At 48.5% G+C, this 26143-nt stretch carries 18 protein-coding genes and 1 tRNA gene; 14 read left to right on the forward strand and 5 right to left on the reverse strand.

Annotation, left to right across the window (positions count from 1 at the left end):
* Positions 1 to 135 precede the first annotated feature (135 nt).
* Positions 136 to 209, reverse strand: a tRNA-Pro gene (locus tag PV783_RS17475).
* Positions 210 to 381: 172 nt separating this feature from the next.
* On the opposite strand from PV783_RS17475, the gene PV783_RS17480 reads away from it, so the two are divergent.
* The 5 genes from PV783_RS17480 to PV783_RS17500 all read left to right on the forward strand — a co-directional run bounded on the left by PV783_RS17480 (position 382) and on the right by PV783_RS17500 (position 8116).
* Entirely contained in the window at positions 382 to 723 is a 342-nt protein-coding gene (locus PV783_RS17480) for a hypothetical protein (protein ID WP_420988972.1), read from the forward strand.
* A 234-nt stretch (positions 724 to 957) separates the two neighbouring features.
* The gene (locus PV783_RS17485; RefSeq protein ID WP_079467764.1) at positions 958 to 1569 is read left to right on the forward strand and encodes an RNA polymerase sigma factor; all 612 of its coding nucleotides are present in this window, start codon (positions 958 to 960) and stop codon (positions 1567 to 1569) included.
* A gap of 67 nt (positions 1570 to 1636) precedes the next feature.
* Positions 1637 to 2674 carry a FecR domain-containing protein gene (locus tag PV783_RS17490; protein WP_420988973.1) on the forward strand — a complete coding sequence of 346 codons (1038 nt, stop codon included), beginning with the start codon at positions 1637 to 1639 and terminating at the stop codon, positions 2672 to 2674.
* 56 nt (positions 2675 to 2730) lie between these two features.
* Entirely contained in the window at positions 2731 to 6279 is a 3549-nt protein-coding gene (locus PV783_RS17495; RefSeq protein ID WP_420988974.1) for a SusC/RagA family TonB-linked outer membrane protein, read from the forward strand.
* A gap of 28 nt (positions 6280 to 6307) precedes the next feature.
* The gene (locus PV783_RS17500; protein WP_420988975.1) at positions 6308 to 8116 is read left to right on the forward strand and encodes a RagB/SusD family nutrient uptake outer membrane protein; all 1809 of its coding nucleotides are present in this window, start codon (positions 6308 to 6310) and stop codon (positions 8114 to 8116) included.
* Positions 8117 to 8279: 163 nt separating this feature from the next.
* Here the strand turns inward: PV783_RS17500 and PV783_RS17505 are convergent, their stop codons facing one another.
* Positions 8280 to 9023, reverse strand: a complete 744-nt coding sequence (locus tag PV783_RS17505; protein WP_420988976.1) for a phytanoyl-CoA dioxygenase family protein — start codon at positions 9021 to 9023, stop codon at positions 8280 to 8282.
* Between the two features lies 1 nt (position 9024).
* Positions 9025 to 13851 carry a PKD domain-containing protein gene (locus PV783_RS17510; protein WP_420988977.1) on the reverse strand — a complete coding sequence of 1609 codons (4827 nt, stop codon included), beginning with the start codon at positions 13849 to 13851 and terminating at the stop codon, positions 9025 to 9027.
* A gap of 171 nt (positions 13852 to 14022) precedes the next feature.
* Here PV783_RS17510 and namA point away from each other — a divergent pair, with 171 nt between their 5' ends.
* A complete protein-coding gene (gene namA / locus PV783_RS17515) occupies positions 14023 to 15093 on the forward strand; it encodes an NADPH dehydrogenase NamA (protein ID WP_363435732.1) in 1071 nt (356 codons plus the stop codon).
* A 45-nt stretch (positions 15094 to 15138) separates the two neighbouring features.
* On the opposite strand, the gene mgrA is transcribed toward namA, so the two are convergent.
* The gene (gene mgrA, locus PV783_RS17520; protein WP_111580644.1) at positions 15139 to 16131 is read right to left on the reverse strand and encodes an L-glyceraldehyde 3-phosphate reductase; all 993 of its coding nucleotides are present in this window, start codon (positions 16129 to 16131) and stop codon (positions 15139 to 15141) included.
* A 229-nt stretch (positions 16132 to 16360) separates the two neighbouring features.
* Positions 16361 to 17272 carry an acyl-CoA desaturase gene (locus PV783_RS17525; protein WP_079467756.1) on the reverse strand — a complete coding sequence of 304 codons (912 nt, stop codon included), beginning with the start codon at positions 17270 to 17272 and terminating at the stop codon, positions 16361 to 16363.
* A gap of 170 nt (positions 17273 to 17442) precedes the next feature.
* Here PV783_RS17525 and PV783_RS17530 point away from each other — a divergent pair, with 170 nt between their 5' ends.
* The 8 genes from PV783_RS17530 (at position 17443) to PV783_RS17565 (ending at position 26111) form a co-directional block, all read left to right on the forward strand.
* Positions 17443 to 18021, forward strand: a complete 579-nt coding sequence (locus tag PV783_RS17530; RefSeq protein WP_111580643.1) for an HdeD family acid-resistance protein — start codon at positions 17443 to 17445, stop codon at positions 18019 to 18021.
* A gap of 129 nt (positions 18022 to 18150) precedes the next feature.
* A complete protein-coding gene (locus PV783_RS17535) occupies positions 18151 to 20760 on the forward strand; it encodes a M1 family metallopeptidase (protein WP_420988978.1) in 2610 nt (869 codons plus the stop codon).
* Between the two features lie 92 nt (positions 20761 to 20852).
* A complete protein-coding gene (locus tag PV783_RS17540; RefSeq protein WP_420988979.1) occupies positions 20853 to 22322 on the forward strand; it encodes a cobyric acid synthase in 1470 nt (489 codons plus the stop codon).
* Between the two features lie 12 nt (positions 22323 to 22334).
* Positions 22335 to 23357 (forward strand): pyridoxal phosphate-dependent aminotransferase, encoded by a 1023-nt coding sequence (locus tag PV783_RS17545; protein WP_420988980.1) that lies wholly within the window; start codon positions 22335 to 22337, stop codon positions 23355 to 23357.
* The gene (cbiB, locus tag PV783_RS17550) at positions 23342 to 24292 is read left to right on the forward strand and encodes an adenosylcobinamide-phosphate synthase CbiB (RefSeq protein ID WP_079467752.1); all 951 of its coding nucleotides are present in this window, start codon (positions 23342 to 23344) and stop codon (positions 24290 to 24292) included. Before PV783_RS17545 ends, cbiB begins: the two co-directional genes overlap by 16 nt.
* Positions 24274 to 25125 carry an SDR family NAD(P)-dependent oxidoreductase gene (locus tag PV783_RS17555; protein ID WP_420988981.1) on the forward strand — a complete coding sequence of 284 codons (852 nt, stop codon included), beginning with the start codon at positions 24274 to 24276 and terminating at the stop codon, positions 25123 to 25125. The genes cbiB and PV783_RS17555 overlap by 19 nt, the downstream gene beginning before the upstream one ends.
* Before the next feature lie 393 nt (positions 25126 to 25518).
* A complete protein-coding gene (locus tag PV783_RS17560; RefSeq protein WP_420988982.1) occupies positions 25519 to 25824 on the forward strand; it encodes a hypothetical protein in 306 nt (101 codons plus the stop codon).
* A 2-nt stretch (positions 25825 to 25826) separates the two neighbouring features.
* Entirely contained in the window at positions 25827 to 26111 is a 285-nt protein-coding gene (locus PV783_RS17565) for a DUF6881 domain-containing protein (RefSeq protein WP_079467749.1), read from the forward strand.
* Positions 26112 to 26143 lie beyond the last annotated feature (32 nt).

The following is a 26143-nucleotide window of genomic DNA, read 5'->3' on the forward strand; positions in this document are numbered from 1 at the left end:
ATTACTCTGCTGACACCTTGAAATTCGATGATATAAGATAATATGGGGCAAAATTAAAAAAGCCCGCAGATACAATATCTGCGGGCTTTTCGGCATATCGCGTAACAAAGCGTTACAATGATTTTAGCCTTTCTGTCGGGACGACTGGATTCGAACCAGCGACCTCTTGCACCCCATGCAAGCGCGCTACCGGGCTGCGCTACGTCCCGTTTTTACCGGGATTTCCCCGCTTAGACGGGATGCAAAAGTAGTTAATTATTTTATTTTTCAAAATTTTGAATATAGTTTTTTAAAAAATGTCCAAAATACTAACCAACAATAGTTTAACCGGGCAGGAAAGGTTGCGTATCGCCTCCAACGATCGGCACCAATAACCCCACGGTGAAACTGGCGGTAAATGGTGATATTAAAGCAAAACGTGTAAAGGTAACTACCACCGATTGGCCGGATTATGTTTTTCACGCATCCTATAAATTACCAGGTTTATTAGAGATAGAAGACTTTATTAATGCGCATCATCACTTACCAGTAGTACCTTCACAGGTAGAAGTGGAACGCGCGGGCAGTGTGGATGTTGGAGCCATGAATGTAATACTCCTCAAAAAGGTAGAAGAACTCACCCTCTATACACAGGTGATAACAGGGCAGCCTTGTAACCATCCGCTGCAAGGCTGCACTTATAAAACTATCCCCGTTTGCCCCCGCGACTTATCAAGAAAATAATCAGGCCCACCACCACTGCTACGGCTAGTATCCCGGTCCATACGCCTGCTTTGAATATTCCGCCTATCACTTCACAACTGCTGAGTAAAAGTACCAGGCATGACAGTAACAAATAAGTGAGGTTTTTCATATCGTTCAGTTTTAATGTTATATACCACCAGACATATCCTGTACCAAAAAATATTTGCAAGTGTCAGAATAATTAACAAGCTTTAGCAGATCAACCAGAATAGTATGAATACAGGGAAAGCCTTCAGATCGGGGCTACACGTGGTGGCTTCCCATTCCTCACTTTGGGGACTCTTTCTACAGGGTGACCGCCACGCTTTCGCCGGAATATACGATGCACACATCGATGACCTCTTTCATTATGGCATGCATTTTTGCCAGGACAAAGAAAGAGTCAAAGACTGTTTGCAGGATCTGTTCCAGGACCTCTGGATCAGCAGGGAACACCTGACCACCAATATCGGGAACGTCCGGTATTACCTTATCAGCAGCCTGAGAAGAAGGCTGCTCCGTGCTTTGCGTAAAGATCGCCGGTACCAGCACCGCGAATCATGGGAAGCCTTTGAATTTGAATATACCCTTCCTCTCGAAAACCAGTTAATCCAGCACGAAACCGCAGAAGAACAAAAACGTCTCCTCCAGGAAGCCCTCAGCAACCTTTCCCGGCGCCAGCGGGAAGCCATCTATCTCCGTTTCTTCCAGAACCTGAACTATACAGAAGTGGCCGACATCATGTCCATGCAGGTCGATTCTGTATATAATACCATCTCCAAAGCCATCGGCATCCTCAAAAAAAATCTCCCTATGCCGCTCCTGTTGCTGCTTTTAGGTAAATAAAAAAAAAGCTTAAAAAAAGTGATGAGATTTTAAGCGTTACCTGCTCTTTAGGTAAAAGCACGTTCTCTTGGCAGCCAGTAACTATTTATCGTACACCGCCCGGGAGTTTGCAATGGATGAAGACTTTCAGCAATGGGTATTACACCCGGAGCAAAGGAATGTGTTCTGGGAATCATGGCTCAGACAACACCCGGAGAAAGAACCGCTCATCAGCAATGCCAGGCAACTCGTGCAAAGCATCCGCTTCCGCGATTATTCCCTGTCCGCACCGGACAAGGAACAACTGTGGGATGCCGTGCTGAATGGACTGGAAGAAGAGGAGGAGGCCGCAGCGATGCCGGAGCGTCCATCCATCTGGAGAAGCGTGGGCAAATATGCCGCCGCCGTTATACTGGGCATCCTGGTCACCGCAGCATGGTGGTGGTGGAAGCCTTCAGGGCCGAAACCTGCCATCCTCAGCACTTTCACCCGGCTGGGAGAAACCAGGAACCTGATGCTGCCGGATAGCTCGGAAGTGACGCTGAACGCCGATTCCCGCCTGTTGTATGCCGTAGCCGGAAACGGGCAGCGCGAAGTATGGCTCGATGGAGAAGCTTTCTTTCATGTAAAACATACCGCCTCCCAACAGAAATTTATCGTTCATACATACGATAATCTCGATGTGGAAGTGCTGGGTACACAGTTCAACGTAAACAGCGCCGGTAAAGAAATAGTAGTAGTACTGCAGCAGGGAAGTATCCTGCTCAATATCGGCGAAACCAATAAAGGAAAAGCTGCAGCGCTATACCTGCAGCCCGGGGAAATGCTCCGCTACAACAAACAGGATGGCGATTATACCAAGAAAAGTGTAGATGCCATACACTACACCTCCTGGCACACCGGCCGGTTAATCATGGATGATTTTACACTGGCAGATGCGGCCGTTTTTATGGAACAGGTGTTTGGTAAAAAACTAATCGTTCGTGACACACAACTATTAAACTATAAAGTATCGGGTTCAATGCCTATCATTTACAACGCCGATACCATGATGACACAGCTGGGTAAGGTTTTCCGTATGCAATTCAACCAAAGAGGCGATGAAGTCTGGATCCATAAACCGTAACACTCGCCGCCCGATTTTATAGATGTCTTATTCTTAATCGTTAAAACCTGTTCAAGATGAAAAAAGGTTTACGTGTTTTGCTGATGCAAGCATTGGCCCTGTATTTCCTGTCCCAAACGGTATCAGCCCAGGAATTAGCTGATGCCGGCAACCACCCGGTTCCCCCCGAAACCGGTAACAGTGCGGAAGCACAACCAGATGAATCATCCCTGAAAACTGTTCTTCACCTGATCGAAGAACACTTCAAGGTATCCATCGCCTACAAAAGCAACCTGGTTAAAAACAAAAAAATACAATTGTCGGTAGCTGCGTGCCAGTCGGCCGAAGAAGCACTCGGCAAGGCATTGTCTCCCTTTAACCTGCACTTCGAAAAGGTAAGGGAACACTTTTACATGGTCACCGAAAAAACCATTGTTCCCGCTCCTGCAGAACCCACCACCATACAGCAACAGCACCCGGTAAAAGGCGTGGTAAGGGATGAAAAGGGTAACCCCGTAGCCGGTGTAACTGTCCGCATCGCGGGAACCAACATCGGCACTGTTTCCAATGCAGACGGCTCTTATACTATAGCGGCGCCGGGAAGAAGCAGTGATGAACTGGATATCACTTTCATCGGCTACGAAGCACAGCGTATACCCGTTGGCGGTAGATCACTCATCAACGTTACCATGAAAGAAGGTTCCAGCGCATTGAATGAAATAGTAGTAACGGGTTACACCACGCAAAAGAAGAAAGACCTCACCGGCTCCGTAGCCGTAGTGAATATCGATAACCTGAAAAAACAACCCTCCGGCCAGGTAACTGAACAGTTACAGGGACAGGCATCAGGCGTTACCGTTATAGGCTCCGGTCAGCCGGGAGAATCCCCGCAGATCCGTATCCGCGGCGTAAATACCTTTGGCGCCAATTCCCCGTTGTATGTAGTGGACGGGGTACCTACCACCGATATCGCCGACCTCAATCCCAACGATGTAGCCAGCCTGCAGGTATTGAAAGATGCCGGTGCTGCTTCCATCTACGGTTCCCGCGCCTCCAACGGGGTGATCATCATCACTACCCGCCGCGGCTCCGGCAAAGTAAAGGTGGCTTACGATGGCTACTACGGCCGCCAGTATCCGAAAAATGGCAACGTATGGAATACCCTCAACCCGCAGGAGCAGGGCGATCTCCGGTGGCTGGCCTATAAAAATTCCGGACTTGATCCCGGAACGGAACTCTATGGCAATGGTACAAAACCTGTTATTCCGGATTATATCCTGCCATCGGGCGCAATGGAAGGAGATCCCTCCGTTGATCCATCTCTCTATTATGTAAATCCAAACTATACTGACCTCGACGATTATAATAGCTTCTACCAGATTTCAAGGGCCAACAAAGCAGGTACCAACTGGTACCGCGAGATCTTCCGTCCGGCGCCTATTACCAGTCATAATGTGGCTGTAAGCGGCGGCGGCGATAAAGGGAACTATCTCTTCTCCCTGAATTATTTTAATCAGCAAGGTACTTTAATGAACACCTACCTGAGAAGATATACCGTGCGTTCCAACACCCAGTATAATATCACACCCGGTATCAGGGTGGGAGAGAACCTCGCTTTTTCGATGTCAGAAAATCCTTCGGTAGATATTAATACGTCGGATGCCGCTATTGGTCATGCTATGCGCGAACAGAGCATTATACCGGTATATGATATCAAAGGCAACTTTGCCGGCTCCTCCGGAGACGCACTGGGCGACGCTTTTAACCCGGTAGCCATGCAATACCGTACCCGGAATAATAAAGGATTGAATACCCGTTTGTTTGGTAATGTATATGGAGAAGTAGACTTCCTCAGGTACCTGACTTTCCGCACCAGCTTCGGTGGGGAAGTAGCCTCCGGCTGGTCGCACTCTTTCCTGTTCCCGCAGTATGAAAACAAAGAAAATTCTACCAGCAATTCTTACACAGAAGGATCTAACAACGCACACAGCTGGACCTGGACCAATACCCTTACTTATCACCAGACCTTTAATAAACACGACCTGAAAATAATTGCCGGCACGGAATCTTTTGATAGCCGTAGCCGCGCAGTAGGTGGTACCACGAAAGATTATTTTACTTTCGATGATTACTTCCCCGACCTGAGCACTGGTACCGGTACGCAAACCAACTACAGCAACCGCCAATCAGAAGGACTGTTTTCTATCCTGGGTCGCGTGGATTATTCATTCAACGACCGCTATCTTTTAAGCGCCACCCTGCGCCGCGATGGGTCCTCCAAATTTGTAAATGATCATTACGGTACCTTCCCTGCTATTACTGCAGGATGGCGTATTTCACAGGAAGAATTTATGAAGAAGATCACCTGGATCTCCGACCTGAAGATCCGCGGCGGATGGGGGATCATGGGCAACCAGTTAAACCTCAGCGTTAACAACGGCTACTTCCTGTACGGTGGTAACCGCAACTCTTCCTATTACGACCTGGCCGGCGTTAACAATGGTCTCAACGCAGGCTTTGCAGGCACACAAATCGGTAACCCCGATGCCAAATGGGAAAGTGATGTGAATGCAAATATCGGTATCGATGCCAGTCTGTTTAACGGACAACTGGACTTCTCGGCCGACTACTACCGCAAAGACATCAAAGACCTGCTGTACAATCCGGAACTGCCCGGACTGGCCGGCACTGGCGCGCAGCCGTTTGTAAATATCGCCCGCATGAAAAATGAAGGGTTCGATTTCTCCATCGGCTGGCATAAAAATATCAACAAAGATCTGCAGTTAAATATCAGCGGTACGCTTACCACCTACAAAAATAAAATCGTAAAAATTGCAGATGGAGTAGACTACTTCGATAGCGACGGTCGCCGCTTCGATGGCAGCAACATCATCCGCAATGCAGTAGGACAGCCGGTTTCCTCTTTCTTTGGATATAAAGTGATCGGCTTCTGGAACGAAGAATCAGAAATTGCAGCAGCAGATGAACAGGCGAAGAAAGTAACCAATAGTACCGACGCCATTTACCAGGAAGGCGAAGGGCTCGGCCGCTTCCGCTACCAGGATGTGAACGGCGATGGTATCATTACACCGGACGACCGTACCTTCCTCGGCAATCCTAACCCCGACTTCTCCTACGGTATCAACCTGGGCGTAACTTACAAAGGATTTGATTTCAGCATTTTCCTCTTCGGTACACATGGCAACCAGATCTGGAATAACGTGCGCTGGTGGCGCGATTTCTACCCATCTTTTGAAAGCGCCAAAAGCAAAACTGCCTTATATGATTCCTGGCGTCCCGATCACCACAACGCAACAGCGCCTATCCAGGAAGTGGATGGATCTACCAGCACACAGGGCGTCCCCAACTCTTATATGGTGGAAAACGGCGCTTATCTCCGGGCCAAAAATATGCAGCTCGGCTATACCCTGCCCACTAAATTGCTGTCGGGCATACACGTAGAAAAGCTGCGGGTGTATATCCAGGCGGCCAACGTATTCACCATTACAAAATACTCCGGCCTGGATCCTGAAATCGGTGGTTCCGATATCACGGACTTTGGTGTAGACGAAGGCGCCTACCCCAACCAGCGCCAGTTCCTCATTGGAATTAACCTGGGTTTCTAACAATTGCTCATTTAAAAAAAGCAGGATCATGAAATCATTATATCATATACTATTGAGTGCGGTGATTGCAACTCCCTTTATTTCCGGTTGTAGTAAGAGTTTTCTCGAACGCACACCACAATCTTCCCTGGAAGAATCTTCCCTCACCAATAAAAAAGGCGTGAATACATTGCTCATAGGCGCCTATGGCGCGTTGGACGGCCAGGATTTTAAAGATGGAGATATGGTGAACATCTCCGGTGGCAGCGGTTTTGCCGTGTCGCCCGACAACTGGATCTATGGCAGCGTATGCGGTGGGGATGCCCATAAAGGCAGCGATCCCGGCGATGCCGCCGCCATATTGCAAATAGGTACGTTCGTGGGAAATGCCACCAACGGCTTCTTTAATGATAAATGGCGCGTAAATTATGAAGGTGTGCGCCGCTGTAACTTTGTATTACACATCCTTCCAAACGTTACAGATATGACGGAAGAGGAGAAGAAAGAACTGGCAGCGGAAGCCCGGTTCCTTCGCGGGCATTATTATTCAGACCTGAAAAAGATGTTTGATAATGTTCCCTGGGTAGATGAAAATTCCAACAGCTATAACAAGCTGGATGTAGATGAATACAAGATACCCAACGATAAAGACGTGTGGCCAATGATTGAAGCGGATTTTAAATATGCGGCTGAAAATCTCAATGAAATACAGGATGTAATTGGTCGGGCTAACAGCTGGGCCGCCAAAGCCTACCTGGCTAAAACACTGCTCTATGAAAAGAAGTACGCGGAAGCCATGCCCATCTTTGAAGATGTGATTGCACACGGCGTTACTGCCAAAGGAACTCCTTACGCCCTCACTACAAAGTTCCATGATAATTTTGATGCTTTTACAGAGAATAACAGTGAAGCGGTTTTCTCTATCCAGTACAGCGCCAACGATGGTTCCGGTGGCACCGGCAATGCTAACCAGGGCGAAATGCTGAACTATCCTTACAACGGACCTTTCAGCTGCTGCGGCTTCTACCAACCCTCACAGGACCTGGTAAACTCTTACCGCACCGATGCCAACGGCCTGCCTTACATCGATAACTTTAATGATCATCCCGTAAAAAATGACATGGGGTTAGCCAGCAGCGCCGCCTTTACACCGGATGCGGGCAACCTGGACCCTCGCCTCGACTGGACCGTTGGCCGTCGTGGTATTCCTTTCCTCGACTGGGGCAACCACCCCGGCATGAACTGGGTACGTGACCAGCAATCCGCAGGCCCTTATGCCGCCATCAAAAATGTATACATGCAGGCTACCCAGGATAAGTTTTACGACGGCAACGGCTGGGCGCCCGGCAACGCCATTAACTATGTACTGATCCGCTTTGCCGATGTACTGCTCATGGCTGCTGAATGCCAGGCACAGGCCGGAAGTTTGAGCACTGCACAGGATCACGTAAACATCGTACGCACCCGCGCCGCCAACCCCGTTGGCTGGGTGAAAACATACCTGAACCCGGCCCACCCAATGGATGGATATACCAACACGCCCGCAGCGAAGTACAATATCAAAGCATATCCTGCCGGCGCCTTTACGGCTAACGGGAAAGCATGGGCCATCAAAGCCATCCAGTTTGAACGCAAGCTGGAACTGGCAATGGAGGGCCACCGCTATTTTGACCTGGTACGTTGGGGTATTGCGCAAACAGAACTGAACCGCTATTTCAGTTACGAAAAAGATATTACCACCGACATCGTGAACGGCAACTTCACCAGCAAAAATGTGAGGTTCCCGATTCCGCAACGCCAGATTGATCTTAGCGTTAAAAACGGTACGGCTACGTTGAAACAGAACGTGGGGTATTGAGAGGATGTTGTCTTTCTCCGGATTAGACTGATTATACTGATTTAGGGATTTGATCACTTTTGATTTAAAAGATTAGGGGAGATATAAGCGAAATTCGCTTATATCTCCCCTAATCTTTTAATCATTATAAAATCCAAAAGTAAAATCAAGGTAATCAGTCTAATCAGTCTAATCCGGAGAAAGACAACCTACGCGTTTCCGCCCATTGCAGTCCACCCGCCAGTTCCCGGTCGCTGAATTCAATATGGATTACCCGCCGGTTATGCCCGTTGCTGCTGCGTCCGGAAGCATGCATCAGCAATGGCCGCATAATCATCACGCCGCCTTTCTTCACGCAGCAGCTCACATCCGGGGTTTGGTTCAGATCAATACTGTCGGCACGGTAAACACCTTTTGCGTGTGAGCCGGGCAATACTTTTAATGCGCCGTTCTGTTCATCCGTATCGTCAAGATGAATGCGGAGGGTATAGATGCTTTCCAGGATGTCTGTTGGCGGCTGTACGGCAAACTGGCCGGGCTTTACAGTCCACGGGCCATAACCGGCTACAGGCAGCTTTTCGGCTACCGAAATGGTGAGATCCTGGTGCCAGGCCACAAACCAGTTGGATTGCCCGGGCTTGTCAAAATAAATAGATTTAACGGGAACATGTTGTTCGCTAAACAGCTCCCGGACAATTTGCCTGATGCCAGGTGTAAATATCAGCGGGGCAATAGAAGGCACCTCCTGTAAAAAACGGCGGATGGCGAAGAGGTCATTGGTTTTCCGGAACAATGGGCCGGTATGATCCGCGCTATCAATCACAGCAATCATTTCCCCAATGGCACTTTCAGAGAATACATCCGGTATTACCGTATAGCCGTTGCTGTTAAGTTCCTGCCGGTGTTGTATGATGGTTTCGTTCGTCATTTTATTTTATCAGCGTAATACTTCCCTTAAACTCAAATTTTTCACCGCCTTCACACACGGTTTGCATGGAATAAATATAAGTGCCCATTGGCGCTTCTTTATTACCACTACGGCCATCCCAGCCTGCGGCAGGAGCGTTGATAGCAAAGTGCGTATTCTCAAACACCAGGGTACCCCAACGGTCATAGATCCGCAGCCACTCAATTTCCTTCACGCCTTTGCCTTTGGGATAGATCCGTTCATTCCTGCCATCACGATTCGGCGTAAACGCGTTCGGCATAAATATAGCGCTTTGGTTGCAAAGGATGTGCAGCACCACGTCGTCGGCAGCCTTACAGCCATATACGTTTTCTACTTCTACCCGGTACTTTGTAGTGAAATCGGGCAGTGCCTGTACCCGTGCGCAGGTGGCACAGTCCAGGAATTCAGCAGGCGTCCAGCGCCAGCGGATCACATCGTTGCTGGTGTTGGCTGCCAGGTATACGGGAATGCCGGCCATTATTTCACGGTCCACACCTGCATTTACGGTGGGCGTGGGATTTACCCTTACGGTAAGGGATGTTTTATCAGAGAAACAATTGTCTTTATCAAACCCGGTCACTTCATACACGTATTGACCGGCGCCTGTGAGCGTGGCTACCGGCGTAGGAGAGGAGGGTTTGTCGATACCAGTTCCTGTCCACGTGTAATAGTCGGTGCCCGATACATGCAGCGGCAGTTTGTCGCCGAGGCATAACACAGTATCAGGAGTGGCTTGTATCGTGAACGGCTGTACCACGCGGATCGCTACTTCATCGTTATTGATACATCCATTGTTGTCAGTTACTTTTACCTGGTAAGTGGTGTTGACCAGCGGTGAGGCCGTGGGCGTTGCAATGGAAGGATCATTTAACCCGGTTGTGGGCGTCCATTCATAAGTACCGCCGCCGCCGGCATGTAATACGGTGGTGTTACCAAGACAAACAAAATCCGCCGGCGCGCTGGCGTTGATATCCGGTAACGGTAAAATATTTAGTGGATGTATTACCTCGTCGGTGCAGCCGTCTTTACTGGTAACGGTGAGCTTCACCTGTACCAGGCCCGGTTGGGAATAAGATAAGGCCGGTGGTTGCTGTATATCACTGGTTGTATTATTACCAAAATCCCAGCTCCAGGTAACGTCATTTGTTTTGGTAACGCTGCCGCTGAAAGTTACCGGTATATCTTTACATGCCTTATCCGGCGCACTGATGACGGCTAACGGCTTCGGATATACGTTTACCGGTACTTCTACCGTTTGCGTGCAGCCGTATTTAGTGGTGGCCGTCATGCCGAATTTATATTCGCCCAATTTATCCAGGTGAAATACCGGCGTAGTGGTATTGATATCAGTAGGAGTAAGTGTGGCGTCGTATGCCCAGGTAAAAGTAGGTGTAATGCCTAGTTCATCTGCAGAATAGCTGTTAAACTCAGGCTCAAAAGTAAGTGTTCCTGCATCGCATATTTTTGCGGGAGATGGATTCAGTTTAATATCCAGCTGATCTATCACTACCGGGTGATCCAGGAAGGCGCTGCCTTTGCAACCAGCGTCGTCTTTTAGTAGTAACCGGGGTTTGTAGATGCCTGGTTCTGTGAAATGATGTTTTATTTCGAGTGCAGTGGTTTGTTCCACATTGCCATCAGTGAAGTCCCAACTAAAGGTGGTGGCATTTTCAGGCTTGATGGTAAAGGTGATTTCTTTTTCAAGGCAACCGCCGTCGGCACTGGTTGCAATGGTGGCGTAAGGCCCGGTAACGATTACCACCTCGCTGTATTCATCTTCTGTATCTGCATCGCCTTTTACTTTTAACTTCACGGTATAATGCCCGGATTCGGTGTAAGTGTGTACCGGGTAAAACTGATCGGAGGTGCCGCCGTCGCCAAAATCCCAGGAGCAGGAAGTGTAGTTGATGGACGTATTCGTGAAACGGAATATCATCGGGGCGCATTTGCTGCCGTTTACAAATTCTGATGTATAGGTAAATCCTGCGCCTACGGCGGATACTTTAATGTTTTGTGTTACTTTATCTGTACAGCCGTTATTATCTTTCAGCTCTAACGTTACCGGGTATACGCCTTTGTCGGGATAGAAATGTGATACATAGTAAGGCTCATTGGAGGTGTTGCCATCTCCAAAACTCCACTTTATGTCGGTAATATTACCGCCGGTTACGTAGGAGGTATTCCCAAAATTAACGGTACTTCCGGGCTTCACCAGGTAATAGTCTGCATAGAACGATGCTACCGGGCCATTCACCTGCAGGTACTTTCCGCTGGTGGTGTTGGTGCATCCGTCCTGGTCTGTAACGGTCATTACAGGATAATAATAACTTCCGGCCTGTTGATAGGTATGTTTGAATGGAGCGCTGGTAAAGGATTGTACGGGAGTGCCATCACCAAAGTTCCATTGCCATTTTACTATTTTATTACTGTAGGTAAGATCCGTATTATCCGTGAAGGTGAGTTCTGTTCCTTTACACTGTGCTTCTGTAGGGAGATTAAAATCTGCAATGGGGCCGCGTACATTCACTTCCATCACATTGCTGGTATCATAGCAATATAATTGATTAAGCATCAGCAAACGTACACTATGCTTACCAGGCGGCGGATTGGTGTACGCATAGGTACCGTAGTTCCATCCCCAGTTGGTGGTGCTTTCATCCACCTGCCAGTAGTAGGGATCATAATGATAAATACCCGAGGCAGATGAAGTTACTTTAAAAGTAACGGTTTCATTACTGCAAAGCGCTGTTTTGTCGGCATCGATAATAACAGGAGATGGCGCTATAATAGTCACTGTTTTGCTCAGATAGGTAGTGCAATGACCATCAGATGTGGTGAGTTGTATCGTATACGTACCCGATTTGGCGTAAGTATGCGTAACCTTACTGCTTTGGCTAGTATAGGAAGTTTCTGTACCGTCGCCCCAGCTCCATTTCCAGCTGGTGGCGCCCAAAGAAGCCTCGGTAACGGTTACGGTTGTACGTTTACTGCAATCCACCGGTTCAATATCGAATCGTGGGAAGGGGTTGACGGCTTTTATATACGCCGGTTTAGTGATGGTATTAGGACAGCTGCCATTGGTAACCGTTAAGGTAATATCGTAAGTGCCGGGTTCTGAATAACTGTGCTGGGAAGTACTGTTGTAGCCATAACTGCCATCGCCGAAATTCCACGACCAGCTGGTGCCTACATCCGACTTGTCGATAAAAGTAGTGAGCGTATTACCGCACACTTCGGGAGCGCCGGGAGAGGTAAAGTCGGGTACCGGTTTTTTATAAACTGCTACGGTACCGGGTACTGTTCTGGTTCCCGTACAGCCGTTCCCGGTAGTATACTGTAGTGTTACGGTATACATGCCGGCTTTGCTATAGGTATGCTCCGGTTGTGCTTCGGTGGATGTAGTACCATCGCCAAAGTTCCAGAGGTAAGTTTTGATCACATCGTTATTGTTGATGCTGGCATAAAAAGCTGCTTTAAGCCCTTCGCAACCGTTGTTGTTGCTCATGTATGGGTATACATCGGTTTGACTGATGTACAGGTAATTGGTGCTGTAATTAGAACAGCCATCTTTGCTGGTGGCTACTAGTCGTACATAATAGGTGCCTGCATTGTTGTATACGTGTGTGGGATTTTGAAGGGTGGAGGTTTGTCCGTCATCAAAAGTCCAGCTCCAGCTGGTGGCGCCCGTCATATTGTCTTTGAAATTAACAGTAGCCGGCACATTACAGATAGGTTTGTTATCTGTACTTATCTGGCCGGTGGGCGTTGGTTTTACGGTAACGGTTTTTTCCACCACATCGGGGCAGTTGCCGTATAAGGCAGTCAGCTTAATATGAAGCGGCCCTTCAGCGAGGGGATTGTAAATCACACTGTTTTGGTACGACCAGGTATACTCGCCATTGATTTCCCAGGTGGTACTTTGCGGCTGAACGGGCGAAAAGGATGCCTGGAACTGCGCCGCCTGGCCGGTACATATCAGCGAAGGGGCAGAGAAGGTAGTTGCGTAGTTAGCCACATTGATGTCGGTAACCGATGCGGTAGCAGCACAACCCCGTTCGTTCGTTACCGTTAGTTTAATGCTATGCGTGCCTTTGGTGGTAAAGGTATGTTTCAACGGATCTTTGAGCGTGCTGGTGCCGCCATCATCAAATTCCCACTTATAGGAGAGCGTACCCGGACCGCTGGAAGTGTTGGTGAATAGTACATCTACCGGTGCTTTGCACAGTGTTTTTTCTGCTACGGTAAAATTGGCGTCAATGGCTGGTGCTACGTCCACCACTTTTTCCAGCACTTTAAAGTTCGTACAGCCGTAGCTGTCAGTTACCGTGAGAATGACGCTGTAAACACCGGGTTTGGTATAAGTATGGCTGGGAGTACTGCTGCCGTTCTGTAACACTTCGCCATCGCCAAAGTCCCAGCTGAAATTTTGCAGGCTTCCTTCCGCGGTGGATTTATCCGTAAAGGTAGTGGTGAAGGGTGCGCATCCTTTACCGGAAGATACACTGAAGTTTACAACCGGTTTTGCCCTTACGGCAATGTAATCTGTTTTAACAGCTGTTTTAGTACTGCCATCTCCAAAAGTTACTTTTAGCGATACGGTGTATTTCCCGGTTTTTACATAGGTAGCGCCGGGATTTTTTTTGGTAGATGTGGTACCATTCCCAAAGTCCCACAACCAGGCAGTAGGGTTGCCGGTAGAGAGATCGGTGAAACTGGTAATGAGCGACTCACAGTCGCTGGTAGCGGAAGCACTAAAATCAGCGTTTTGTTGAGCAACAGCACTTAAACAGAAAACAAAACAGAGCACAAGGGACACAACAAATTTGCATCGGACAGGGAAACGGTACATCGGACTTATAGGTATATGCCCTAAAAATAGGCTTTTCCAGGGATATTTGCTTTGCCTGACGGGTCTTGAATATTATGTTTTCGCTATACGATTAATGCTTAATTTTAACGGTCTTAAAAGCAGCGTTTTATGTCACATTTGTTTAGTCCTTTGCAATTGAGGGAAATTACTTTCCGGAACAGGATAACGGTATCGCCTATGTGTGAATATTCTTCCACCGATGGATTTGCCACCAACTGGCACCTGGTGCATCTCGGAAGCCGGGCTGTGGGTGGTGCAGGGCTGGTACTAACAGAGGCGGCGGCAGTATCTCCGGAAGGCCGTATTTCCATTCACGATCTGGGCATCTGGAAGGATGAACACATACCTATGCTGCAGGAAATCACCGCATTTATCTCCGCGCAGGGCGCCGTTCCCGGCATTCAGCTGGCCCATGCCGGCCGGAAAGCCAGCACATTAAGGCCCTGGGAAGGCAGCCGCGCCCTGCCCGCAGAAGATGGCGGCTGGGAGGTGGTAGCGCCCAGCGCCATTCCTTTTAACGACGTGTACCCGGTGCCGGTAGCACTCACGGAAACAGGCATACGTAAAGTGAAAGACGATTTTAAAGCAGCGGCTATCCGAGCATTGAAGGCAGGTTTCCAGGTAATAGAAATACATGGTGCGCATGGTTATCTCCTGCACAACTTTTTATCTCCTCTTAGTAATCAACGTACAGATGAATATGGCGGCAGTTTTGAAAACAGGATCCGGCTCCTCGTGGAAACAGTGGAAGCCGTACGTGAAGTGTGGCCGGAGCAATATCCTTTACTGTTGCGCATTTCAGCCACCGACTGGGCCGAGGGCGGCTGGACCCCGGAAGAATCAGTAAAGCTGGCTGCCATTGTAAAAGAGAAAGGAGTGGACCTGGTAGATTGTTCTTCCGGCGGATTGGCGGCACACCAGCAGATTAAAGTGGGACCTTTATACCAGACACCTTTTGCAGAAAAGATCCGCAAGGAAGCCGGTATTGCCACCGGCGCCGTAGGATTAATTACCACGGCAGAAGAAGCCGAGTCAATCATCGCCAACGGTTGGGCCGATATGGTATTGATGGCCCGCGAAATGCTGCGTGATCCTTATTTCCCGCTGAGGGCGGCCCATGAACTGGGTGCAGAAATTAAATGGCCGGTGCAATACGAGCGGGCAAAACGAAGAAAGTAACAGTTAGCCGTTAGCATCTCCTGCTAACGGCCAACCACTATAAAACTATTTCAATATCGCTTCGATAGCGTCCAGTTCTTCTTTTGTAAAAGCTGTATTTTTCAACGTATCCAGGTTGTTGTCCAGTTGTGCAACGGAGCTGGCGCCGATCAATACGGTGGTGATCCGTTTGTCTTTCAGGATCCAGGCCAGCGCCATCTGTGCGAGGGATTGGCCGCGTTGCTGCGCCAGTACATTCAGCTTTTTCACTTTCTCAATTCTTTCAGGCGTTACTTCACCTTCCTGCAGGAACCCGGTAGGCTTGCTGGCGCGGGAACCGGCGGGGATACCATTCAGGTAACGGTCTGTAAGTAATCCCTGCGCCAGGGGGGAGAAGGGAATACAGCCTACGCCGTTGGCTTCCAGTACATCCAGCAGTCCGCCTTCTATCCAGCGTTCAAACATACTGTATTTAGGCTGATGTATAAGGCAGGGGGTACCGAGTGATTTCAATACTTCCACCGCTACTTTTGTTTGTTCGGCAGTATAATTGGAAAGTCCCACGTACAGCGCCTTTCCCTGTTGCACAATGCTGTGCAGCGCTCCCATTGTTTCTTCAATAGGGGTGGCCGGGTCCGGACGATGCGAATAAAAAATGTCTACATATTCGAGCTGCATGCGGCGTAAGCTCTGGTCCAGGCTGGAAACAAGGTATTTGCGGGAACCCCAGTCGCCATAAGGACCGGGCCACATCGTATACCCTGCTTTGGTGGAAATGATCAGTTCATCCCGCAGATGCCCGGTGAAATCCTGTTTCAATACCCTGCCAAAATTCTCTTCCGCACTGCCGGGTAAAGGTCCGTAGTTATTGGCGAGGTCAAAATGGGTGATACCCTTATCAAATGCATTATGAATAATACTGCGTCCGTTCTCAAAATTATCAACAGATCCGAAGTTGTGCCATAAACCCAGTGATACGGCAGGCAGCTGTAAACCGCTCTTACCGCACCTGTTGTAGGTCATACTGTTATACCTGTCTGCTGCGGGTGTGTATTGCATGGAATTTTAATTTTAGGGAGACAAGATAGAAAAATAACGCGGATTTTGTCTTACTCAGGATTAGGCTGATTATACTGATTTAAGGATTTGATCACTGTTGATTTAAAAGGATTTGGGGAGATATAAGCGAAAGTATCCACTTATATCTCCCCAAATCAGGTATAAAATCCAAAAAGTAAAATCCTTAAATCAGTATAATCAGCCTAATCCTGAGTAAGACAAAATCCGCTTAATTCAGTTCCTCCACTGGTACGCGTGGAGCAGATTGCTGTTTCAGCTTATTGCTTTCTTTCAGTTTGGCCGGAACCGGGCGTATTTCCCATACTATTCCCAGGAAACCTAATGTTTTGATAACATAGTAGGTGATATCAAATTCCCACCAATAGAAACCCTGTCTGGCTGCACTCTGGTAGTAGTGGTGGTTGTTATGCCAGCCTTCTCCCAGGGTGATCAGCGCCAGAATAGCACTGTTGCGGGATTCATCTCCGGTATAATATCTCTTATTACCAATTTTGTGCATAAGTGAATTGATGGTAAAAGTACCATGATATAACAGCACAGTGCTCAGGAAAAACCCGATCAATAAGGTAGATAACCCTGCGGACCAGTCGAACCAGCCGGTGCCATTTACTTTATTACCCACAAAATAAACGGCTATAGCCAATACCACTGCAGGTACCATATGCCATTTATTCAGCCACAGCAACTCTTTCGCTTTGTGATCCTTGATCAGGTCAAAACGGGTAGGTTTGTATTCAGGACCCATGATCCAGCCGATATGGGCGTACCAGAAGCCGTAAACATTCGCTGAATGCGGATCTTCGGGGGTATCGCTGTGCTTGTGGTGAATACGGTGATTGGCCGACCACCATAAGGCGCCCTTCTGTAAACTGCTTTGCGCACCTCCCGCCAGGATAAACTGGAAGAACCGCGACGTTTTAAATGCACGGTGCGAGAAATAACGGTGGTAACCAGCCGTTACAAAAAACATACGTACTACATACAGTACACCGCACAATATCCAGTCAAATGCTGTTGTACCGGTGAAGAATGCCAGTAAGGGCACCGCGTGAATGCCCATGAAGTCTGCCTGGTGCCACCAGTTAGGTGGCTGTCTGTCTTGCTTGATCGCCTTATTCATTCCACAAAGATAGTTTCCGTCTTTTATTAAATAAATGATTTAAATCATTTGGACAAAGTTAAGTGCTTTTCCCCGGTTTTTGTGCGCCTATATTCCCGGCGAACATTTTACTACGGGATGTGTTAGAGAGAAACGTAGTACTATCCTTTCATCACGTTAAAGTAATTATTATGTCACAATTCATTTCGGCTATCAGGAATAATGTGAAGTATTGGTGGTTGTACCTGCTCAACGGGATCATATTCCTTATTGCAGGTTGTATTGTTTTCTCCAATCCCTTCAGCAGCTATGTATTGCTCAGCATTTTCTTCAGCGTTACCCTGTTTGTGACGGGTATCTTTGAAATTGCTTTTGCAGTGGGCAACCGTAAAGTACACAGCGGTTGGGGATGGTCGCTTGCCTCAGGCATTATAGATCTGGTGATAGGCTTTATCCTGATGTTGTATCCCTCTGTGAGCATGGCGGTGATCCCGCTTTTCCTGGCTTTCTGGTTCCTGTTCAAGGGTATCAGCCTGATAGGATTTTCCATCCAGCTGCAAACAGATAAGGTGCCCAACTGGGGCTGGCTGCTGGTAGGAGGGATCGGCCTGATTATTATCTCCATCTTTATTCTCGATAACCCGGCACTCGGCGTAGCCACGGTACTGGGACTTATGGCGGCGGCCTTCTGGGGAACCGGTATCCTCAGCATTATCTTTGCTTTCCGTCTTAAACATGTGAAAAAGGAATTAAAAGAACACGGTCTTTAAAAAAACGTGTCCCATAAAAAGCCGTTACAGCGAACCGCAAAGTAATTCCACACTTTGTTGTTCGCTGTAACGGTTTTATACTGCCGGCATTTTCTGTATATTCGGTGCTTCTAAATCTATTCTCTTCCGATGAAAATCAACAGAATCTATGCTATCGCATCCTTGCTATTATGCACCGGGATGCAGCAGGGAATGGGCCAGACAGTATCCAAATACGATGCGCATGAGGCTTTTTCCCCGCTATTTTATCCCGCTCCCGGTAATGAATACCGCAGTGCAGGCGGCCAGCCTGGTCCGAAATACTGGCAGAATGCGGCGGATTATAAACTGGCCGTAACCCTCGACACGGCTCAACATCGTATAAGCGGCTCCGTAGTCATTACCTATAAAAATAACAGCCCGGACCAACTGCCCTTTTTATGGCTGCAGCTGGATCAGAACATCTACCGGGAAGATTCCCGCGGCAGCGCTACGGTAGCGGCTTCCGGCGAACGTTTTGCCAACCGGAGCTTCACACAGGGTTTTGAATTGAAAAGCGTAAGTGTGATTGCCAACGGGAAAACCGCCTCCGCCAATTACCTGGTAAATGATACCCGTATGCAGGTGAAGCTGGCAGATGCCCTCAAAACAGGCGCCTCCCTGCAACTGAAAATAGATTACGCCTATACGGTCCCGGAATATGGTACCGACCGCACCGGCCGGCTGCGCACTGCTAACGGATGGATCTACGAAATAGCACAATGGTACCCGCGCATGGCGGTATATGACGATGTACTCGGATGGAATAACATTCCTTACCTGGGCGCATCGGAATTTTACCTCGAGTACGGCAACTTTGATTATACCATCACTGCTCCCGCCAGCCTGCTGATAGGAGGCTCGGGGCAACTGGTAAATGAAGCACAGGTATTGTCGCCAAAGGAAATGAGCCAGCTTGCCAAAGCGCGTAACAGCGATGAAACCGTGTATATCCGCGACAGCGCAGACGTAAGAAACAACACACCCAAAGGAAACCGTACCTGGCATTTCGTATGTAAAAATACCCGTGATGTAGCCTGGGGCGCCTCCGCAGCCTTCATATGGGATGCTGCCCGTATTAACCTGCCCGGTGGCAAAAAGGCGCTGGCACAATCACTTTACCCGGTAGAAGTAGCCGGCAAAAACGCCTGGGGCAGATCTACCGAATATGTAAAAGGCTGTATCGAACACTACTCAGATAAATGGTACGTATATACTTACCCGGTAGCTACCAATGTAGCAGGTGTTGTAGGTGGAATGGAATATCCCGGTATTGTTTTCTGTAACTGGAAATCCACAAAGGGCGGCCTCTGGGGCGTTACAGACCATGAGTTCGGACATAACTGGTTCCCTATGATTGTAGGTTCCAACGAACGTAAATATGCCTGGATGGATGAAGGCTTCAATACTTTCATCAACGGGATCTCTACCAAAAATTTCAACATGGGAGAATACGCTGCGCGTCAAAGTATGCAGCGATCAGCCCCCATGCTGTTTTCTGCTAACGCAGAAGCCATCATGAATACCCCGGATGTTATTGGTCTTAATTACAATGGCATCGCGGCGTATTATAAACCCGCAGCAGGACTGAATCTCCTCAGAAATGAGATCCTGGGTCCGGAACGTTTCGACTATGCATTCCGGGAATATATTAAGCGGTGGGCATTTAAACATCCTACGCCGTGGGACTTTTTCAGAAGTATAGAGAATGCTGCCGGCGAAGACCTCAGCTGGTTCTGGCGCGGCTGGTTCTTTAATACCTGGAAACTGGACCAGGCCGTAAAAGAGGTGAAGTATGTAAAGAACGATCCTGCACAGGGGGCACTCATCACCATTCAGAACCTGGAACAACTTCCCATGCCGGTAGTGCTGGCAGTAACAGATGCCAATGGTAAAACAGATACGATGCATTTGCCCGTGGAAGTATGGCAGCGTGGCAGTAACTGGACGTTCCGCTATCCTTCCACTACCAGGCTAACCAGCGTAATCATTGATCCCGCAGGTAATTTTCCCGATATCAATCCTGCCAATAACAGCTGGAAAGCAGACCTGGGTAAACCTGTTCCGGATGGTACTACGGGCACGGCTATATTAAAAAAATATATCGACGCCATAGGCGGGGCCGATAAGTTGAATGGTGTAAAAGACCTGTTGTTGGAAGAAGATGGGAACATCCAGGGAACACCTATTGAGCGCACTTTGCAGGTGAAACAACCGGATAAAATACTACAGGTGGTAAGTATTCCGGTTAATAAATTAATTGCCTTTAAGCTGCTGATCAATGGCAGTAATATAAGTATGATGCGCATGGGACAGGAAGTACCGCTTTCGCCGGCAGACAAAGCTATCCTCAAAGATAAGAACAGCCTTTTCCCGGAGTTGCAATACCTCAACCGCACCAACGATGTAAAGCTGGAACTGGCGCCGCTGACAGCCGACGTAAATAATACAAGCACCTATGTTATCAGTATTGCTACCTCCAACGGGGCATTGCTGCGCAACTACTACGATATAAAAACGGGCCTGAAAATACGCACCGTTTCCCTGCCCGGACAGGAAGGCAACGAAAAAGAAACGACTACCGACTTCACCGATTACCGCGACGTAAATGGTGTACAATTGCCGTTTACCATTACTACCAATGCCGGTGGTTATGATGCGGTGATGAAAGTGAAAAAGGCGGCGATTAATAGTGGGGTAGGAGATGAAATATTTAAATAATTACAGTGCTGGTCATCGTCTTGTGGGCGGTATAAGCTGGTATTCTTATCTTAAAGTTAATATCTTCGCGCCAGCACCAATGTCATGAACGAATGAAACAACTCCGGCCGGTAATGTTTGTGGGTACGGCTTCCGATGTAGGCAAAAGCGTGATCACTGCCGGGTTTTGCCGTATTTTTAAACAGGATGGATATGCTCCGGCGCCTTTTAAGGCCCAGAATATGTCGCTCAACAGCTACGCAACGCCCGATGGCTTCGAAATAGGCCGTGCGCAGGCCGTACAGGCAGAAGCGGCCGGGGTGCCGTGTCATACCGATATGAACCCGGTACTGCTGAAACCTACCAGCGATCGCAACGCCCAGCTGGTGCTGCACGGCAAGCCGGCCGGTAATCAATCGGCCTGGGAATACTTCATGGAAGATGATAAGCGTGCCCTCTTTGATGAAGTAAAAGGTGCGTTTAACCGTTTATCGCAACGGTTTAATCCCGTGGTAATGGAAGGTGCGGGCAGTATTTCAGAACTGAACCTGCGGGCAAAAGATATCACCAATATGCGGATCGCGTTGCATGCCGGGGCAGCAGTATATCTCATTGCAGATATTGACCGTGGAGGGATTTTCGGCAGCGTATACGGAACCATCGCGCTGTTGCCGCCGGAAGAAAAAGCATTGATCAAAGGTATTATCATCAATAAATTCCGTGGCGATATCCGTTTATTTGAAGATGGACGGGCAATGCTGGAAAGCATTACCGGCGTGCCGGTAACTGGCGTGTTGCCTTATTATCATGATATTCATATTGAAGAAGAGGATGCGGTTTCATTACCGCTGAAACAAAAACGGTTTGCCGCGGGGCAAATAAATATAGCCATTGTGTTGTTGCGGCATATGTCCAACTTCACTGATTTTAATGCACTGGAAAAAGATGAGCGGGTGAATATCTTCTATACAGATAATCCCGCTGAACTGTCTGCAGCAGACATTATCATCCTGCCAGGCAGTAAAAATACCGTCGCCGACCTGATCTCGATCAGGAATAACGGTACCGCTGCCGCTATAACGGAAGCGTATAAACGAAATAAAGCAGTGATCGGTATTTGCGGTGGCTACCAGATGATGGGCCAACAGGTAGCGGATCCTCACGGTGTGGAAGGTGTTGCAGGAAGTATACCAGGACTGGGTATCCTGCCGGTTTCCACCGTGCTTACGAAAGAAAAAGTAACCCGGCAAAGAAGTTTTTACTACCGGGATCAGCAGAAAGTGTGTGAAGGATATGAAATTCATATGGGAGATACTACCGCCACCATCCCTTCTCCGCTAAATACATTTCCCGATGATGGCACAGACGGGTATTTTCTCCGCGCCAACTGCTGGGGTACTTACCTGCATGGTATCCTGGATAATGATACAGTGATCAACGACCTGCTGGCGCATTGCGGGAAACCCGCAGTAGCAAAGGAGTTCGATTACCGCCGGTTTAAAGAGGAACAATATAACAAACTGGCAACACACATCCGTGAACATCTGGACATTCCGGCTGTTTATAAGGCACTGGAATTATAATATTATTGCATTATGATACAAGGACACGGAGACGATGGGTACCTGTTTAATCAGCAGGTGAAAGCTGACTTCAGCTCCAACGTATGGTACGGCGGTTTACAGGAAGGATTGAAGGAGCATCTGAAGAATAAAGTAACCGGCATAGATCATTACCCTGATGCTGGTGGTGCAAAACTACAGGCCCTGCTGGAAAGCCAGGCCGTCCTGCCTGCTGGCAGCATCCTGGTCACCAATGGAGGCACGGAAGCTATTTACCTCGTGGCACAGGCATTCACAGGAGCCACTACTACGGTAGTAGCGCCCACTTTTTCGGAGTACGCAGATGCGTGTAAGCTATACCGGCACCAGGTGCAGTACCTGCAATGGGATAAACTTACACCGGATACAGTGTTCAGCAGCGACCTGGTATTTATCTGCAATCCTAACAATCCTACCGGGCAGGCATTGGATGAAGCGGCCCTGCAAAAACTCATCACACATAACAAGCATACGGTGTTCATCATTGATGAAGCCTATATACAATTTACGCTGAACGCCACTACCATGCTGCCGCACCTGCACCGGTTGCCGAATGTACTGGTGCTGAGGTCCATGACAAAAACGTGTTGCATCCCCGGATTACGGCTGGGTTATGTGGCGGGAAGAAAACAACTGCTGGACCGTGTCCGTACTTTCCGGATGCCGTGGTCGGTAAATAGCCTGGCGCTGGAAGCCGGCTACTATATCCTGGAACACCCGGAGCAGTTTGCCATTGCCACCGGTAGCCTGTTGCAGGAAACTTTTCATTTATGGGAGGGCGTCCGTAAGATGCCGGAGTATAAAGTGTATACATCGCATACGCATTATTTTTTGTTTGAAACATTAACCGGTACGGCAGCTACGCTGAAAGCCTGGCTGATGGAGAAGTATGGATTGCTGATCCGTGATGCCTCTAATTTCTACGGATTAAGACCCGGGCATTGCCGGGTGGCCTGCCGCAATGCCGCCGATAATCAATTACTGACTACTGCTTTGCGCCAATGGACCCTCTATTAGCATTCGTATTGCCGTTACTGTTAGGGTATGCCGCCGACCTGCTGCTGGGAGATCCGCGCAGTTGGCCGCATCCGGTAAAACTTTATGGTTGGCTGATCAGCCAGGGTACGCGTTTGCTGAACAGGGGCCGTGCCAGGTTCTGGAAGGGCGCTTTGCTCACCATTACACTGTGCGTGGCCGTGTATATAAGTTTTTATTTTACGCTTATAGTACTATCGGGGTGGCCAGTAGTGTACTATGCATTCAGTGCAGTGTTTGTTTTTTTTGCGCTGGCCAACAAAAGCCTGCTGCAGGAAGGCAAAGAAGTATTTGATGTTTTACATCAAGAAGGATTGGAAGCCGGCCGCAGGCGGCTGTCGTGGATAGTTGGGAGGGATACCGCTCATCTCTCACCGGATCAGATCCGTATCGCGGTGTTTGAATCGATGTCGGAAAACCTGAGCGATGGGGTAGTAGCGCCACTGTTTTTTTATGCAGTGCTGGGCCTGCCCGGTATGATGCTGTATAAGATGATCAATACCCTTGACTCCATGATAGGTTATAAGAACGGGCAATACCTGTATTTTGGACGCTTTGCCGCCCGCCTGGATGATGTAGCTAATTTTATTCCGGCCCGTATCACGGCGTTGTTGATGATCCTCCTGTATGGCAGCAGTCGTGCCTGGCATTTTATGATTAAATACGGACCGGCACACAGCAGCCCAAACTCGGGATACCCGGAGGCCGCATTGGCAGGGATTCTTGACTGCCGCTTTGGTGGTCCCAATTCGTACCAGGGCGTGGTAGTACATAAGCCTTACATCGGTGAAAATGAACGCAGTATTGAACACGGAGAATTCAGCAAGGTGATGTACCTTAATCACGCAGTTACCTTCGTGATGGTAATCAGCATTATTGCGGTAAAATATTATTTTATATGGACAGCACAGCAGTAACCCACAAACAGGAAAGAAAGGAGAGGATCAGTGTTTTAAGCTGTGGCTGGCTCGGAAAGCCCCTGGCATTGCACCTGCAAACCCTGGGCTATTCCGTAAAAGGAGCCCGCACCAGCATTGCGGGCGTACAGGAATTGCAGGCGCTCGGCCTGGAAGCATACACCGTAGTACTGTCGGAAGATGTACTAACCGGCCCCGACGCCTTCTGGGATGCCGACATACTCATCATAAATGTTCCGCCACGGAAAGAAAGGGGCAAAGATGCACATGTATCTGAAATAGCCCTGTTGCGCAGCTTTATAGAAACCACGCCTATCCGCAAAGTTATCTTTGTAAGCTCTACCTCCGTATATAAAGATATCAACGGACTGGTAACAGAAGAAAATGAAGAGTTGCCCGATACCCCCAACGGGATGGCATTGCGGGAAGCAGAAAACCTGCTGCTGGAATCAGGCGCATTTGATACCACTGTGCTGCGTTTCGGCGGGCTTATTGGCTACGACCGGCTACCGGACCAGCGCCGTATCATGGAAGGCCGGAAAGCCAACGCCCAGCCCATGAACGTGATCCACCGGGACGACTGCATCGGTGTTATCCGGCAGGTGATAGAAAAAGAGGTGTGGGGGGAAGTGTTTAACGCCTGCGCCAGCGGACATCCGCAACGCAGCCATTACTACAAGGCCGCCGCACAACGCCTCGGTATCCAGATGCCGCGTAGATTGCCCGCCGAAGAGGAGCCGTATAAGATTGTAGGGTCCAGTAAACTGAGAAACCTGCTGGGATATACTTTCCTCTACGATGATCCATTGCAGGTATTTAATATTAATGTTTAGAAAATATGTTTTAATATTATAATTAAAGGAGATGAATACTGCCGTACCCCTTCTCCCTGAAAAATCATATCAGCGGACTCTGGCGATCTGAATATATAGATAGTGCATGGATAGTGCATCAATAGTGCATGAGGAGTGCATGCGAACAGTATAGATAGTGCATGGATAGTCCATCAGGTACCCATGTCCGAAGCACCGGAGAAGCATCCGGGAAGTAACCTTTAAGTAAGCACTACTCTCCATGTCTCCTCCCCGGGACCAATCCGCCCGCCCTTGTAAAAAAAATTGTTTACATGTGTTAAATTCACTATATTGTAGTATCACCTCTTTTATGCCAACAGGAGGTGCGGTTCAACCATAACATATTTATTCAACCTAAACCTAAAAAAAGCCGTGAATCTGCTGCTCCTTAGCCTGTTTGCCCTCGCATTATGGCTGATGTTCTCCCTGTACAGGAGTCACAATCGCAAAAAGGCCGAATTGCTCTTACCCGTAAGGTCTGCGAGTATTGTGAAAATTCATAGTTACAAGTCGTTCGGTATCATTGCCACCATCCGCTTCAAAGAGGAACTGACCCCTCAGATAGGCGACCGGTTGCATGAAGAAGGCAATATCTACCAGATCACCGGCGTGGTAACGCCCGATCCGGTACCGGAACAACCCAAAGATACCTGGGACTGCCGTCTTGTAAAAATCTGAGCATGGAGTATCTCAAAGTATCCTGGCTTCATCATTTTGAAGACGAACCAATATACCTGTACAGTGAGATAGATTCGCAGCGTTTCGAAAACCGGAAAATTGAAATCTACCCGGATGGAAGCTTCGGCATTGCCTGCAGCAATTTTCATTTCGGCGGTACCGCCTTGTCCGACCAGGTAATGCCCGGTTTGGAAGAAATCAGTGAAGAACGGCAGTTTATTCCGGAGTTAATTTCCCAGGCAGAATTCGAACTGATCTGGAATCAATATTTTTATTTTTTGTCCTGACATAGCTGGTCCGTGGTTTGCGTAAGATCTCT

Source organism: Chitinophaga sp. CC14 (genome assembly GCF_048957795.1).
GTDB classification, from domain to species: domain Bacteria; phylum Bacteroidota; class Bacteroidia; order Chitinophagales; family Chitinophagaceae; genus Chitinophaga; species Chitinophaga ginsengisegetis.

Bases quoted from the DNA above. Each gene is read 5' to 3' on its own strand.
- PV783_RS17485 (WP_079467764.1), top strand. From the start codon at position 958: ATGAATACAGGGAAAGCCTTCAGATCGGGGCTACACGTGGTGGCTTCC.
- PV783_RS17495 (WP_420988974.1), top strand. From the start codon at position 2,731: ATGAAAAAAGGTTTACGTGTTTTGCTGATGCAAGCATTGGCCCTGTAT.
- PV783_RS17500 (WP_420988975.1), top strand. From the start codon at position 6,308: ATGAAATCATTATATCATATACTATTGAGTGCGGTGATTGCAACTCCC.
- PV783_RS17505 (WP_420988976.1), bottom strand. From the start codon at position 9,023: ATGACGAACGAAACCATCATACAACACCGGCAGGAACTTAACAGCAAC.
- namA (WP_363435732.1), top strand. From the start codon at position 14,023: ATGTCACATTTGTTTAGTCCTTTGCAATTGAGGGAAATTACTTTCCGG.
- mgrA (WP_111580644.1), bottom strand. From the start codon at position 16,131: ATGCAATACACACCCGCAGCAGACAGGTATAACAGTATGACCTACAAC.
- PV783_RS17525 (WP_079467756.1), bottom strand. From the start codon at position 17,272: ATGAATAAGGCGATCAAGCAAGACAGACAGCCACCTAACTGGTGGCAC.
- PV783_RS17530 (WP_111580643.1), top strand. From the start codon at position 17,443: ATGTCACAATTCATTTCGGCTATCAGGAATAATGTGAAGTATTGGTGG.
- PV783_RS17535 (WP_420988978.1), top strand. From the start codon at position 18,151: ATGAAAATCAACAGAATCTATGCTATCGCATCCTTGCTATTATGCACC.
- PV783_RS17540 (WP_420988979.1), top strand. From the start codon at position 20,853: ATGAAACAACTCCGGCCGGTAATGTTTGTGGGTACGGCTTCCGATGTA.
- PV783_RS17545 (WP_420988980.1), top strand. From the start codon at position 22,335: ATGATACAAGGACACGGAGACGATGGGTACCTGTTTAATCAGCAGGTG.
- cbiB (WP_079467752.1), top strand. From the start codon at position 23,342: ATGGACCCTCTATTAGCATTCGTATTGCCGTTACTGTTAGGGTATGCC.
- PV783_RS17555 (WP_420988981.1), top strand. From the start codon at position 24,274: ATGGACAGCACAGCAGTAACCCACAAACAGGAAAGAAAGGAGAGGATC.
- PV783_RS17565 (WP_079467749.1), top strand. From the start codon at position 25,827: ATGGAGTATCTCAAAGTATCCTGGCTTCATCATTTTGAAGACGAACCA.